The following is a 16,387-nucleotide window of genomic DNA, read 5'->3' as shown; positions in this document are numbered from 1 at the left end:
AACTAGAATATTATAATCAAAAAATTAAGAAAAATCAATCTTTTTTATTTAAATTTAAACAAAAAAAGTGGGGGACCCACTTTTGACTTAATACTATATTATATTATATTTTAATTTTAGAAATTTCCAGAAGTAGCTAAGTGATCATCATGATGGCTATCTTGTTTTTCAAAAACAATTCGAGTTGCTTGTTCACGATATTTAACTTTTTGTTCAATACTTAAAGAACTAATTACAACTTGATCTTGTTGCATTAAAATTTGTTCTTGATCATTAATTGCTAAGAAAATAGCACTTGATAAATTGTTTTTTTGATATAAAACTAATTTATCATAATCATTCAATAAATTTAAATCTTGATCAAAATATGTACCATTTGATAATTGATTTTTTTGCTCTTCTTCTTGTTTTTGAACAGCTAAAGTGGCTTTTTGTGTTTGTTCTAAAGCAATCTTTAAAGAGAAATAATTAACAAAACCAATAATGCTAACAGCAAAAGCGATCGTAATAACTAAAAACGCAATATAAACACTTTTTTTAGCATCAAAACTTTGTTTTAATTCTTTTCAATAAGTTAAAAAAGGTTCTGAACTTAAACTAGCGTAGTCATTATCATTTAGTGTAACACTAAAATTGTTTGGTCGAAAATTAATTCCAATGGCAATATAACTAAGAATTCAACTAACAACAATTAATGATCCTACTAAATAAAGAGTTGTGATTGAAGTATGATAATAAAACTTTTCACTAATAGGAAAATCTGCTTTTGCACGTGATTTTTTATTTAGATAATAATATAAAAACAACAAACCAAATGATAAAATAGCAAAAATGATAGGAACTACATAACCTGCAATGTTGTGTTTACTAAACCCTTGTAGTTGTTCTAAAAAAATACCGTCATTAGGGTTATAAATTTTTTTAGCACTCAAACCATCAAGGCCAGTTGTATTAACTGATGTTAGTGAATAAAAATTTTTATTAGGACTAAATCAAACAGCAAAACCAACGACAAGACTAACAATACATAAAATACCAATTAAAACAATAATGTAATTTATTAATCGTTGTTTCATATATATCCTTTCTTAAACAAAATTATATAAGTTTATTAATAAGATTTGCAAGTAAATAAAGGCTTGCAGTTTCTGATCTTAAAATGGTTTTTGTTAAACTAATACAAACAACATTATTAATTTTTTTTAATAATGCAATTTCTTCTTGTTCAAAACCACCCTCTGGACCAATTACTAAAGCAATTTTTTGATAGGTTGAATTTTCTTTAAAAATATCATTTAAAAAAATTTGCTTTTCATTTTCATAAGCTACTAAGATTAAATCATAATTTAGCAATACTTTTAATAATTCACTAAAACTAAATTGTTCATAATAATTAACTAAATAATTGCGTCGCGCTTGTTCACAAGCTTCTTTAATAATAGTTGAAATGCGATTATTTTTAATTAGTGTACTATTATAAGTTCTTTTAAAAATTGTTTGATAGATACTATTAATTCCTAATTCACATGCTTTTTGAACAATTCATTCAAAATTATTAGGTTTAATACTAGCTTGAAATAAATCAATTTTAGTACTTAATTCACAATCATTAAAATAAGGTTTAATAATTGTTGCATGTAATGGTTCAAGATTAATAATTTCAGCAATAAAAGCTTGTGTTTCATTAATAACAATAATCTCATCATGCAAACGCATACGCATAACATTTTTAATATGGTGCACATCAGAATCATAAAAATAAACTTTTTTATCTTTAATTTTAGAAACAAAATAACGTTGCATAACTTTTTTAATTTAATAACTGATCTAAAATCGCATTAATAAATTTATATGATTCATCATTTGAATAATTATGAGTTGTAATTAAAGTTTGATCAATAATAATTTTTTTTGGTGTTTTTAAAACTAAATATTCACCATAGGCACTTAATAATAAAGCTTGTTCAACATATGATAAACGTTCAAATGTTCAATCTTTATTAATAAATGGTTTTATCATTTTAATTAATTGTTCGCAATTATCTAAAATATACTCACTAACACTTAATCAACTAACATCTAATTCAAAATCAACTAAAGCACTTTTTAAAGCAATTGTTTTATTTTTTTTTGTGATTAATCAATGGTAAACAAATTGAAATAACTTTACACGTTTGGCTCATTGAGTTTTCATTTTTATAAATCAATCCCTATATTCACACTTTTAGTATCAACACCTAAATTTGAATAAATAAAAGAAGCTAAATGGTTTTGGACATCTCTTACTTCATCAAGATCAACTTTTCGGTGCTCATCAAATAATGCAATGATAATAGAAATATCAACAAGCGATTCATCATATTGAGTGATATCGATACTTTTGATTACAAATTTTTTGTTAACAATTAAATTAAATTTTTGTTCAATAAATTTTTTAATATTTGGTTTAGAAATTAAAATTTTTCCAGTTTTTGCATTATTAATGGTAATGTATTGCATTATTATTTAGCTCTTCCTACATATTGACCATTTGATGGATTAATAATTACTTTTTCACCAGATTTAATAAATTGTGGAACTTGAAATTCTCATTTTGATGCTAATCATGCTCGTTTAGTAGCGTTTTGAACTGAGTTACCTTGAACTGCTTCTTCTGCTTCAACAATTGTTACTACTAACTGATCTGGTAAACTTACACCCATTAATTCACCATCATAACGCATAACACTTACTTCAGTACCTTCTTCAATAAAGTTTTTTTCTCAACTTAATTGATTATAAGGAATTGAGATTTGTTCATATGTTTCATTGTCCATAAATACATATCCGCTACCATCATCATAACTAAATGTCATTTTTGATTTTTCAATTATTGCTTGTTCAACTTTTTCACCAGTTAAAACTTCAACAGTAATTGCACCAGTGCGCAAATTTTTAACTTTACATTTTACAATTCCTTCACGCATAGCTGTTTTATTAAATGAGTTTTCAATTACTTGATAAATACTACCCTTATACAAAAAAGTATGCCCAGCACGCAAATCTTTTGCTTGAATAATTGTTGCCATTATTATTACCTCGTATTTTTGCAAAAATAATATAAAATTATAACCTAATTATTAGTGTTATTATGCATTTAAAACAGATTGTACTTTATATTCTTTAAAATATTTCGTTTTTTTCTAACTATATTTATAAAGAGGTTTAAAAATGACTAATAAAAACAATGGCATGCATCTTGAAGTTCTAATTAATAAATCGATTGCTTTATTTAATTTACAATATCAAGCGTTTTTTAAAAAACGTTATGTTGATATCGTAATTAAAAATGTTGATCATTGTTTTGTACAAGGAAAAATTAAACAAAAAAGCGAAACGGATTATTATGGATTTTATCAAGGTAATTATTTTGATTTTGAAGCCAAGCAAACTAATAAAAACGCTTTTTTAATCAAACAAATCCAACCACATCAATTAGCTCATTTATATTTAATCCACAAAAACTGTGGTTTTGCTTTTTTAATTATTAGTTTTATTAATCATAACTTATATTTCATTATCACTTTTCAACAATTAGTTAACTACTATCAAAAAACAAAACGAAAATCAATTCCTCTTCATTGATTTAAAGAACATTGTGTTGCATTAGAAATAATTTTTCCTGGAGTTATTAATTTTAAAAAAATGATTGATGATTTAAAACTAAAATACTACAACAACTAAACAGGCTTGTTGTTTTTTTGAACATAGTTCTTATACAAGAATAGGTCTTTAGCAGTTTTAAGTCCATAAATTCGAACTTGTTCACGCTTTATATTATATTTTTTACTAACACTAAAAAATTTAACCTCTGTTTTAGTATTACCTAAAGCTGAATTTGTATAAAAATTTTCATTATTAAATTCTTCATTAAAAATTGTTTTAGTATTTAAAAATGGTAAAGACAAATTGTTATGATCATAAGTTAAAATCGAAGTTAAAAAATATTTTGAATCTAATGAATTGTATGAAACATATAATAAATCATTATTTTTAAAAAAGTTTTCATCATACTTTTTTAATAGTTCGTTTTTTATTTCTTCATGAATTAATGCACTACTATATTTATCAAAATTTAAATCATCAATCATTAACTGTTGAAAATCTTTAAAATTAGTTATTAAATTATAGTTGTACAAACCATTACTTGCACTTGATTTTTGTGAAATATAAAAATTTGAATAAGATGATACAAGATTATTATCAATCGCTTTTAATTCGCGTACGCTTTGACTAATAAATTCGTATTGCTTATTGTATGATACTTTATAAATGATTGGTGTTAGTATGATAGTTAATAAACTAGAATAACCAAGTACTCGAAATAAAATCTTTTTATTTTTTTTGTTTAACTTTCAAAAATTAGTTTTTGAATCAATATTTGACATTATAATTCTTCTTCATAGTTTGTGATTACTCATGAAATATCATCATCATTTTCACAAGCATTTACAAAACGCACTAAACGTTCACGAGCATGATCATCTAAACTAATAAAATCAGTTGGAATAAGTTTAATTTCAGCACTTTGGATATTGGCATTATTATTTTCAAGAATTAATTTTGTAGCACTAAAATCTTTTGGTTGAACTAAAATTTCGATAATTTCATCATCTTCATTAATATCAACAATATCTTGATCAACAAGAAGTTCAAACCATTCATCTAATGTTTTTGTTTTTTTATCAATTAATAATTGACCATATTCATTAAATAACATGCTTACAGAGTTTGGCTTAGCAATTTGCCCTTGTAACTTTGAAAAATAACCACGAACAGCTGAAATTGTTCGTTGTTCATTATCAGTTAAAGCGCGTACAATAATTGCTAACCCATTTGGACCATATCCTTCATATGTTAATTCTTTTAAATTATCAGCATCTTTACTAGCGCCATTAATATTTCTTTCAATTGAATCACGACTTAAATTGTTATTTAAAGCACGTTCAATAGCAACTTTTAAACGTGGATTAGCTTCGGGATTTGGACCACCCATTTTTGCAGCTGCTTTAATTTCTTTTGCGCACTTCATTCAAATCTTAGCTTGTTGTTGTTGTTTTTTATTAATTCCGCTGGCAATCAAATGTTTTCTTGGCATATTCTTTTAACTCCTATTTTAATGTTTCTTTCAATAAAAAATGGCTTAAAAAATCAATATCAATTTTTATACCTTCGTTATAACGTTGATGAATAAATATATTAATCACATTTTCATGATATTTTTTTCAATCATTATTTACTAGCAATGATTCATATTCGCTATGATTAATATTTAACGATTCATTTTTAACGATCATATCATACAAAATCTTTAAACGTGTATCAATTTTATTCTCAAGTTTTTTATAATCAATAAAATTTTTTGTCATAAAATCTGTTGGTTTAATATGAGTCTTTGTTTGATCTTTATAAATAATTGTTCATGTTAAACCCATATCTAATAAGTTTTCCATAGTAATGGTTTGAATAGGCTTTTTAGAAATGAAGTAATCATTTTTATTGGTATTTACAATTTTAGGATCTCGAAAATAAAATGTTTTTGTATAAATAGTTAAATTATTATCATTAAAATCATACAAACTACTAATATCGGCGTCAGTAATTGTTTTAATAATTTCATTCGTTGAAACTTTTCACTTTTCAATTTCATTTTTTAATTTTTGAATAAAACGTAATCGTCCAACATATTCAGCATAAAATTTTGCTTTTTGAATCATTTCATTTGTTAAATTAATTTTTTTATTTTTATCAACACTTTCAATAATTTCGTGTTGGTTATCAATATAGTTATTAGCTAATTTAGAAATATCGTTAGTGATTAATGAAACATTAGATTTTAATGGAATCGAATCAGGAATAATAATTGAACAAGAGCTTACAAAAATAGGAATCGTTCCTAATCCTAAAAATAGACCTAATTTTATTAACAATTTCTTCTTATTAATTTGCATGGTTTACATTTACCCAAATTAAAATTCCTATTAACTAATATTAATATATTTTAACAAATTAAACTATTAGATACAATAACATCAAAACTTATTAACTTAATATAAATAAAAAATATTAAAGACTATAGCGCAATCTTTAATATTTTCTTAATTTTATTTCATTGTTTTAACTTTTTGACCATAGCCACGTTTTAAAGCTTTAAACACAAATGTGGCTTTATTTTTTTCTTTCGGATCATTAAAACGTGAATTTGTTCTTCATTTTCAATATGTAATCATGTATAAAAAATCATTTTTACCATAATTTCATTCTTTTGGCGTATTTCAAAGCATTGCGCCACGGTTTCCCATAATCATTGAACGAACACGTTTTTCACTTTCAGCACCCATGTCAGCTTTTAGCAATAAATAAACACGACCTTCACCTGATAATGAATCAGAACCTGTTCATCATAACCCGCCAGAAACATTTCTAAAATATGTTTCATGAACATATCATTGCATTACAATTCCTAAATGAACTAATGCACGCATGTATGGATTATCTTGTTCATATTCTAAATTAGGATGTTTTTTAGCATATTCTGCACGTGCTGTTCATAATTTGTTAACTAAGTGTTGGATGGCATCTAACATGTTAATTTCACTAACTTTAGCTGCTTCACCAGTTTTTTTCTTACCACTAGCAAATAATACACCACTTAAACTATCTTCTTTAAGATTTTTTAAACCATAATATAATGGGTTTTTCTCTTGTGTAATACTTTCAAAATCTTCAGCTAGTGGTGATTTTTCAAACACTAAGTTAATTAAATCACCGATTGTTTCAGCTCTAATTTTGTTTGGTTCAACAAGTTTAGCAATCTTTAGTAAATTTGTTGTTTCTGTTAATCCAAACGTTTTCATTGCTTCATTAACTTTTTTAATACCCTCTTCGTTAGTAAATAAATCAAGACCATTTTCTTTTAATAAAGTAAATATCTTATCAATGAATAAATTTACAAAGTCTAATTGATCTACTTGGCTAACTAATTCTTTTACAAATGTCTGAATTACTTTAATATCTTGAGCATTAGTATTTTCTAATTTTAGTGTTCTAAAAATATATTGAGCCATAAATTGTGTTGAAGAATCAATAGTTAATAAACGTTTGATGAAAGGTACAAAATCACCTTTTTGCTTATCAACATTGCGCTTAATCAACATATTTAAAATGATATTAATTGATGGTTGATTATTAGTTTCGATTTGTTTTAAATATTCATCTTTATGATCAACTAAATCATTAACTACTTCGTCAATGATTTTAATTAATTTTTCATCACCAATAATGAATTGATATGATCCTTTTAAGAATGCTTCACTATATTGTTTATCAACATTAGTAAAATCAGAGAGTTTTTGAGCAAAACTATTACTAATTAGTTGGCCAATATAATTATTTAATTGTGATGACTTAGAAATTGTTGTTAATAATTCTTTGAAAATATGTTTAATCTTAGCAATTGTTGTTTGTTCTTTTAAATAAGAAGAATTCAAGATTGCTTTTATATAATCAAGTACATTATGTTGTGGCGTTGTACTCTTATTAGTGTTTTGGTTCGAAGAAGCATTTGAGCTAATATTAATTTTATTACCAAATAAATTAGCATATGCATCTTGAGGTAAATGATTAAATATTACTTTTAAGAAATTTAAAATAGCATCATTTGTATCTAATTTAACAATTTCAAATAATTTTGCAATTTGCTGTGGTGATGTTAAGTATGAAACAACATCGCTTTGCATAATAGTTGCAAAATCAGCATTTTCATCAATAATCTTAACTGCATTTGTACTTAATGCTGTAATTAGTTTGTTTAAACCATCATTAACATATTCAAGATTGAAAATATTCTTAATAACAAAATCAACAAAACCTTTTAGTTTATTAGTATCATCTGTTGATAAATTTTCTAATTTGAAATATGTTTTAATTGTATTAGCAAATGATGTTGCAATATCATCAATCAATGAAGAAGATCCACTAATTACTTTATTAATTGCATCTTTTAATTTACTGATAATTTCAGTTTGGTTTTTATTAATATATGCTGATAATAATTGGCCAAAAGTTTCATGATTCTTATATTCATCTTTATGATCAACTAAGCTATTAATTGCATAAATAATTAAATTTTGAATTTGTTCAAATAAGTTTTGGTTAGTAAATACTTTTTGAACTAAAGTTTTATATTCTTGTTTTAAACTAGTTAAACCTGGAATTCCATTAATAATTAAATTACTTAGTTTTTGACCCAATCCAGTACCTAAGTTATTTAATAAACCTTGATTTGTATTTTGAACAATTTGTTTTGTTAGTTCATTAATAATTGTTTTTAATTTTTCTTTTGTTGTAGAATCCATTTCATGAGCAAATAAAGTTTTTACATAAATATAATATTTATTTATATCTAACTTACTACTATTACTATTTTGTTGAAAATTTGATGGATTTGAAGAATTGTTTTCAACAGTTTGATTAAAGAAATGATTAAAATCAATTTCATCTAAAATTAATTTAATAACGTCAATATAATCATTACTTGTAATTTCACTAACTTTTAGTACATCAATTAATGAAACAATTTGTTTTGGATCACTAAAATCAAAAATTGTTTTAATAAAACTAATCAAACTATCTTGTTGTTCGCTTAATAATTTTGTTAAGTTTTCGTGTTTTGTAATTGAGTTAAATAAGTTATCAAATAATTTATTGTATAAATCAAATTTTGTTAAATTATTAGCAATTTTTTTAATGAAAGCAATTAATTTATCTTTATGCGCTTTTTGGATTTGATCGTATGTTTTTTGTGGTGAAACTTGTTTGAAGATCACACGTGCGAATAATTCATCAACTTTTTCATTTTCAAATAATTTTTGAACAAAATTCTTTAAATTATTTTTTAAATTTGCTTGTTCAAGACTAATAAGTTTAGCAATTAATTCTTCAAATGAATTTGTATTCGCTAAATCAGAAGCATGTGAGACAAAGCTATTTGTTATAGATTTTAAAATATCTTTTAATTCGTTACTATTAGCAATAAATTCAATTATTGGTTTGATTAAACTATCTTTTTGGTTACTATCAATATTTAAAGTATTTGCTAGATTTGAGCTAAAGATTCAATTTGATAATTTATTAGTAATTAAAATTTGAATTTCTTCATTAGCAAATAAACGATCAATTAATGTTTTAATAACTTCATTAATTTTAACAACACTAGTATTAGCATGATTTTTATTTAAAGCTTGTGATTGAAGCACTTTTTTAATAAGTGTATAAATTTTATCAATTTGTACTTTAATACTTTGTTTTTGTACTTTATTACTAATTGTTGAACTTGATGCTAAACTTGTAATAATTTGTTCAATTTTACTAATTGGTGCATGATCAACTAAAATTGTAATTAATTGATTTCATTCACTACTTGTAATTTCATTAGTTTTAAAAATTTCTAATAAATTACTTAATGCACTAATGTCTGTCACGTTCTTGTTAATAAAATCATTTCATACATCATCTTTAAGTGATTGGTTATTAATTAATGCTTGAATATTTGTTTTTAAGAAATCAACTGATTGATCAACAATATTTTGCAAGTATGATAAATTAGGAACTTGTTTTAAAATTTTGTCAAAAATGTTAATTAAAGTATTTTTGTTTTCTTCTGATAAATTTTTAATTTCAAAATAGTTTAAATATGAATTAATAATTGCAGTTGATGTTGCTTTTGTTAAATTTACATTTTTTACAATTGCATTTAAAAGTTGTTTTAGTTGATTTTTAATTCAACTATCATCTATATTAATAATTTTTTGAATTAAATCACCAAAATCTTGCGCATTCTTTAATTGTTCTTGATGATTAATTATTTTTGCAAATCCTTCAATAACTAAATTTTGAACAACTTGTTTAAAATCATTTCCACTCAATAAATTATTAATTAGTTGTCGATATTCATTTTTTTGTGTGCTTAATGCTTGAACTTTTTTAATTAATAAATCACTTAATTTTTCGCTAACAAATGATGAAGTTGTTTTTCAAAAATGATCTTCATGATTATCATTCATTACATCTGTAACAAATAATTTAACAATTTCTTTAAGTTTTGTTTTTGCTGACTCACTAAAATTATGTTCAACTAAAGCTTTTAAATAGTTAAAGTACACATTAATATCATTTTTTTGATTTTGGTTATTGTTTGTAGTTGGTTGATTATTAAAACCAATATCATTAACAATAACATTTAAAACATCAACATAATCTTGTGCAGAAATAGCTTCAATATTAAATATATCAATAACTTTTATTAATTCTGATGGTTGATTTAAATTTAAAACTTCTTTTAAAATATTTAAAATTGATGATAAATCACCCGTTAATAACTTATCAACACTTGTTTTATCGCCTAATTTTGTAAATAAGTTGTCTAAAACATTGTTGTAGATGCTAAATTGATTTAGATTATTTGCTAATTTTGTAATTAGATTTTTAATTTTATTAATTGATGATTCACTAATATTATCATATGTTTTTGTTGCATTAATTTGTGGAATAGCATAACACAATAGTAATGTTTGTATTTCATCATCTACTAATAAGTTTTGAATAATCTTAGTAATAGCTGGTTTAATTTTTTCTTTGCTTGTATTAACAATTTGGTTAATAATCTCAGATAAAGTTGTAGTATTATCGAAATTATTACTATTTGATAAAATAGATTCAATTAAGGCATTGAAAATTGTTTGTAATTGCTTATCTTTTAAAAGAGCATTAATTATATGTTCAATAACTTCCGGTTGTTTTTCATCTTGTATATTAAGTGAATTTAAGAAAGATTTGATTGGAGCCAAATCTAATAATAAATTTTTAGCAAAACTTCTAATATTATTTGAAGTTAAAAGTTTATCAAAAGTAAATTCAATAATATTTTTTGTTTTAGTTGCAACATTACTATCAAATGTTTTAGCTTTTTGAGCTAATGCTTTAATTAAATCAAAAATAATATTTTTAATTTTATTTGAATTTACTTCTGAATTTGAAACAGAAGCATTTCTAGTAAGTGCTAAAGAATTAGTTGATGATGATTTAGAATTAATTAAACTATTTAATGGTAAATAATCAATAAAGAAAGTAATAGCATCTCTTCATTCTTGTTCACTAATTTCATTATATTTAAATAAATCTAAAAGTGAAGCAAAATCATTCATTTTAGGTATAATTGCATTAAATAAACTATCTTTAAATTTATTAAAATCAAATGGCTTTTTATCAAAAGTATTTGTATTTTGAGTAAAGAAATTAAAGAAATTATCCACTAAATTGTTATAAATTGGTAATTCTGTAATATGTGCAAATATTTTATTAATAAATGAAATTGTGTTTTGTTCAAGATTTTCATCTAAAACATCAATTTTATTTTCTAATTTAAATGATTCAATTATTACTTGACCAATATTAGTAATTAGTGTTTGATTTTTTAAAACTGTATTTAATAAATCTTTTAATTGTGCTTTTAAATCACTTGCTTTATTTGTAATAAATGTAGTAATTAATTGACCAAATGAATCAACATTTTTATATTTATCTTTGTGTTCAATTATTTCATTTAAAACGCTTGATAATAAAACCTTAGCTTTTTGTAAGAAATCTTGATTATTTAAAATCGATGAGAAAATTTCTTCATATCAATGTTTAATGGATACTGATTGTGGTAAAGATGTTGTGATTTTATCAACTAAAATGTGAGCTAATTGATTTAGTTGAATTCTTAAAAAACTGCTTGAATCATGAATCTTAACAATATCATCTAATAAATAGTTAATAACATCTTTAATTTTTTGTAATTGACTATCGCTAATACCATTATTTAAAGCCTTTTTGAAAATTTGGAAAACAAAATTATTTGATTTATTATTTGGATTTGATTCTTGAGAATTATTAGATTCATTAGTTTGTACATTTGTATTAGTATTAATACCAATTTCAACTAAAATAATTTCAATAATATCAGCATAATCACGTGCACTAATTTCTTTAATGTCTAATAAGCTACTAATTTTTAAAACTTTATCTGGTGTATTAATATTAAATGCTTCTAATAATATTTCATTTATTGCACTTTGATCATTAGATAATAATTGTTGCATTTTAGATTTATCAGCAAAAACTATAAAAATTGAATTCTTTAATTGTTGATAAAAATCTAATTGTCCAATTCCTGTAGCGAAATTTGTTATAAATGATTTTAGTTTACTAATTGATGCAGTACTAATTGAGTCATATGTTTTGTTTGGATTAATTAATTTAACAAGTATGCGTAAAATTAGATCTTGAAGATCTTCATTTTTTAAAATGTTTGTTAATAATTTATCAAACGCATCCTTTAATTCAATTTCATTATATTTAACTATTAATGATAAAATTTCTGCTAAACTTGTTGCTTGTGCGTATTCGTTAGTATGATCAATTAAATTAGTAATCAATTTATTAATTAAATTTGATAATAATTTTTCTTTGTTTAATATTTCAACAATAGCTTTGCCAAATTTTGAACGTTGTTGAACTGATAAATTTAAGTCTTTAAAGAAATCAATTGAACTAAACAATTGTGATAATTGATCATTAAACAAATTAATAATATTTGAATTTTCAAAAATATTTGTAACACTTGTTGTTAAAATTGACTTAATTTTAGCTTTATTAGATTCTATTTTAGCTTTGTTGTCTTGATTTTCATTTACTTTTAAAACTGGTGAATTTAATAAGTTTTTAATTAAATCAAAAATTAATTTTTTAGGTTCTAAATTTAAATTGATCTTAAAGGTTGATTGATTTGTAGTGTTGTTTTTAAATAATTTATTAAAGTCTAAATTATCAATAAAGATTTTAATTACATCAATAAAATCTTGATCTTGAATTTTATCATTATCAACTAATTCAACAATTGTTAATAATTTTGGTAATACATTTGATAGTAATTGATTAACACCATCATTTAAAATTGATAAACTATTTTTAGGATTTACTAAAATCTTAGCTACATTATTTGTTAAAAACTCAAAAATTTGTTGACGAACTTCTTTATATAATGTTAGATTAGGAATTGTTGGCAAAATATTGGTAATAAAATTACTAATTTTTTGATTGTATTCAACACTTAATTGTTTGCTAAAAAGATTGTTTACAATTAAATTTGATGTTAATGTTCCAATTAAACTAGTTGTTTTTTGGTTATCAACAAGTTTTTTAAATAATGCATCAATTTTACTTTGAAGTTCTTTATTTGTAGATTTTAAAATTAATGGTAATAAATCGTTAATGCTATTTAATTTAGTATAGTTTTCTGGTTGATCAATAAAATTGTTAATAATTGTAAATACTAAATCATATGATTGAAAACTATGAATTAAATCATGAACAACTTCTTTGATTAATTTTCAAATATCGCTCATGTTGTTTTTAAGTAATTCACTATCCATACCAAGTAGTAAATCACCTAATTTATTAGCAATAAAGTCTTCAATTGAATTAATGAAATTTTGCGTATGTGAGTTAGTCAATAGTTCATCAACACTTGCTCGTAAAATGCTCTTTAATTTTGTTTTTTGTTCAACTGTTCAATGTTTTTCTGCTAAAACACTTATTAAATTTTTTAATAAGACATTAAAATCAAAATTGTTTGTTGTTAATGATGTTGTATTAGAAGAAATTAATCCAACAATACCATAGTTTAGTATATTTGTAATTGTTGAAGAATCTAAAATTCCTTTAATGAATTCTTTTCATTCATTTAAATTAATACTATCTGATGTTAGTAAATCTAAAAGATCGCTAATAAATGATTTTGAACTAAAATCAATTGATTTTTGTACAAGACTAATAATTGATGCCTTTGAAGGATCAAATATTCCTGCATAAGTTTCTGAATTAGTTAATAAGTTAACTATATTTAATTTTAAAGTGTTAATTAATTTTAAGTCTGTACCTTTTGATAATATTTTTTTAATTAATTTAGATGCTTGTGGTGTTTTAATAAAATCAGGAACTTTTTGATCTAAAACTTGCATTAAAATATCATAAGTAGCATCTAACATTGTTTGATCTTTAAATAAATCATTAAACAAACTATCAATTCTTGTTGTTAACAATGTTTTATTAGCGCTAACAATTTTTGCTAAAACATTTGACAATGGTCCTTGAGATAAGTATTGATTATCATTATCAAATAAAGCATCAACAAAAACATTAATGATATTATCTAGTGATTTTGTTTGTACTAATTTGTTTTGAATTGTTAATAAATTCTTTAAAAATTCATTGTTATTTTTTAAATTGTCATTAGCAAATTCACCAAAAATAATTTCCAATAATTTATGTGAACTAACTAAATCGCTTAATAAGGCTTTAACTAATCCTTTAATTTGAGATTTATTTTCACTAAATAATTGTGAATTAAACATGCCTTTAATTAATTCATATAAATTTTTATCATTTACAATATTTTTTCTAAAAACATCATATAAAATTTTTTTAGAAATGTTTTGTGTACCAATTATATTGTTGTGATCAAAATCTAAATTATCTAAATCATTTTGAATGCCTGAAACAACCATATCAATATAAGGTGTTGATGCTAGTGTTGAAGCTAGTTTATATAAATTATTAGTATCATTTTCATCTTTTTTTGATAAAAATTGACTAATTGCTCCATTTTTATCTAATCCTAATGATGTTAAATTAGTAGTGATTAAATTAACAAAACTACCAAAACGACGTTTATTTGAAGTTAATCAATCTCTAACAAGTGATGAAGTGTTTTTAAAATTAGAAAAAGCTTTACGTAATTCTTGATCATTTTCAAGGGCGGTTTTAGCTCAAAATGCTGCACCTTTTGATGATCCTAAAATTTTTCCTACTAAATCTTGGTTGGTGTTATTAGCGAAACCAATTTGTTGTTTAAAACTATCTTTATCTTTATTAAAGTATTCACTATCCCAAGCATCATAAATAGCATTAGCAATTGACGCTGTTTTTTGTTGAGCATAATTTTGACCTAAAGACATTTTTAGAAAAATATCTTGAGCCATTCTTTTATAACCGAGTTCGGTTGGATGAATATCAAAAATTGCTTTTGCAAAAGTAAAACTATTTTCTTTTCAATCGTTTTCATCAAATGTATCAATATAGTTAACATTATTATTTAAATCATGAGCATCCTTAATTGCATTATTTAAAATACTCATAATTTCATCACTTAAACTACGTTTATTTGATAACTTAAAAGAACTATCAATTACATCCTGTAATCGAAGTAATGGAAGTGGATAGCTAATTAATGTAATTGATACGTTAGGATTTAAATTACGAATTAAACTAATTAATTTTTTTAAATCATTTGTAATTTCTGACGCTAATTTTTTTAAAGTATTTTCTAATTCTTTAACTTTAGTTTCTAACTCTTTGCCTTTTAAATTTGTTAAATTTACAAGCTTAGTAATATCTAAGTATCTTAAAAAGTCATTAGCACCTAATGATATCGTCATTAAATTAGCTTTTTTAATTTGTTCTTTTAAAGCATTAAAATCACTAGCATTAACTTCTTGATTATTTTTTGGTAATAATTGTGAATTGTAACCAAAATCTTTAAAAAATTTTGATAAACGATTTTTGAATGGATTTTTATTTTGTTGATCCATTTGTTTAGAAAAATCAAAGAATTTATATTCTTGATCTTTAAAATATGCATCGCTTCCTGCACCTAGCATATATAGTCAATCTGTAATACGTGAGCCTGTGATCCCTAAATTTTCATAAGATGCTAAACGATTTGGTTCAACTTTATTAATGTATTGGGCAATAAATGAAGGAAAGCTTAATCCACTAATTTTATTAGTTACTGGATCATAACGACCAGGTGCTTCTCAACCTAGTTCTGAATTAAAACCAGCTGTGATTGAATCACCAATTGCTAAATAATTAATTTTTGTTTGTGGTTTAATACTTACTTTACTAAAATCAAGTTTTAAACCTGCATTTTGTTCATTATTATTCAAGTCTTCAACCTTAATAATATCTTTACCTTCACCAGGTATGCGACGCGTAATATTATCTAAATTGATATCTTTTTTATTTTCTTCTTGCTTTTGTAGACCAAAATAAGTCGCAGGGGCAATAATTGCAATTGCTGCAATTATTGAAGCAACACTTAATCCTAGAATTTTTTTACTTTTCTTATCCATAATTAACACTTCCTCACGTAACTTGTTTCAAGATGGACATTTATAAAAACAATAGTAATATACTAAAAATTAAGATAAATAAAGATTTAGTAACCATATATTAAACCTTTAAA

At 23.4% G+C, this 16,387-nt stretch carries 10 protein-coding genes; 1 reads left to right on the top strand and 9 read right to left on the bottom strand.

Translation table 4 applies throughout. The annotated features are described in order from the left end of the window. Positions 1 to 116: 116 nt before the first annotated feature. Genes UUR8_RS01500 through efp form a run of 5 tightly spaced genes read right to left on the bottom strand, consistent with a single transcriptional unit; the run spans position 117 to position 3,068 of the window. The gene (locus UUR8_RS01500) at positions 117 to 1,076 is read right to left on the bottom strand and encodes a hypothetical protein (protein ID WP_004025665.1); all 960 of its coding nucleotides are present in this window, start codon (positions 1,074 to 1,076) and stop codon (positions 117 to 119) included. 22 nt (positions 1,077 to 1,098) lie between these two features. Further along, positions 1,099 to 1,803, bottom strand: coding sequence for an RsmE family RNA methyltransferase (locus UUR8_RS01495; protein ID WP_004025940.1), 705 nt, complete (start codon positions 1,801 to 1,803; stop codon positions 1,099 to 1,101). Between the two features lie 7 nt (positions 1,804 to 1,810). After that, positions 1,811 to 2,194: a transcription antitermination protein NusB gene (locus tag UUR8_RS01490; protein WP_004025536.1), complete on the bottom strand. Its 384-nt coding sequence runs from the start codon at positions 2,192 to 2,194 to the stop codon at positions 1,811 to 1,813. A 2-nt stretch (positions 2,195 to 2,196) separates the two neighbouring features. Further along, positions 2,197 to 2,499, bottom strand: coding sequence for a hypothetical protein (locus UUR8_RS01485; protein ID WP_004025618.1), 303 nt, complete (start codon positions 2,497 to 2,499; stop codon positions 2,197 to 2,199). A 2-nt stretch (positions 2,500 to 2,501) separates the two neighbouring features. Next, complete coding sequence (gene efp / locus UUR8_RS01480) at positions 2,502 to 3,068, bottom strand: elongation factor P (protein ID WP_004025677.1); 567 nt, start codon at positions 3,066 to 3,068, stop codon at positions 2,502 to 2,504. 142 nt (positions 3,069 to 3,210) lie between these two features. Between efp and UUR8_RS01475 the strand changes: the two genes are divergently transcribed. After that, positions 3,211 to 3,723, top strand: coding sequence for a Holliday junction resolvase RecU (locus tag UUR8_RS01475; protein WP_004026016.1), 513 nt, complete (start codon positions 3,211 to 3,213; stop codon positions 3,721 to 3,723). Here the strand turns inward: UUR8_RS01475 and UUR8_RS01470 are convergent. The 4 genes from UUR8_RS01470 to UUR8_RS01455 all read right to left on the bottom strand — a co-directional run bounded on the left by UUR8_RS01470 (position 3,720) and on the right by UUR8_RS01455 (position 16,274). After that, positions 3,720 to 4,427 (bottom strand): hypothetical protein, encoded by a 708-nt coding sequence (locus UUR8_RS01470; RefSeq protein WP_004026101.1) that lies wholly within the window; start codon positions 4,425 to 4,427, stop codon positions 3,720 to 3,722. The genes UUR8_RS01475 and UUR8_RS01470 overlap by 4 nt on opposite strands. Continuing rightward, a complete protein-coding gene (locus tag UUR8_RS01465; RefSeq protein WP_004025952.1) occupies positions 4,427 to 5,137 on the bottom strand; it encodes a YebC/PmpR family DNA-binding transcriptional regulator in 711 nt (236 codons plus the stop codon). Before UUR8_RS01465 ends, UUR8_RS01470 begins: the two co-directional genes overlap by 1 nt. Positions 5,138 to 5,150: 13 nt before the next feature. Then, positions 5,151 to 5,990 carry a hypothetical protein gene (locus UUR8_RS01460; RefSeq protein ID WP_004025759.1) on the bottom strand — a complete coding sequence of 280 codons (840 nt, stop codon included), beginning with the start codon at positions 5,988 to 5,990 and terminating at the stop codon, positions 5,151 to 5,153. Between the two features lie 153 nt (positions 5,991 to 6,143). Beyond that, the gene (locus UUR8_RS01455) at positions 6,144 to 16,274 is read right to left on the bottom strand and encodes an SGNH/GDSL hydrolase family protein (protein ID WP_004025827.1); all 10,131 of its coding nucleotides are present in this window, start codon (positions 16,272 to 16,274) and stop codon (positions 6,144 to 6,146) included. Positions 16,275 to 16,387: the final 113 nt, after the last annotated feature.

Source organism: Ureaplasma urealyticum serovar 8 str. ATCC 27618 (assembly GCF_000169535.1).
Lineage (GTDB): Bacteria > Bacillota_I > Bacilli_A > Mycoplasmatales > Mycoplasmoidaceae > Ureaplasma > Ureaplasma urealyticum.
This window is presented reverse-complemented; position numbering and strand designations above follow the sequence as displayed.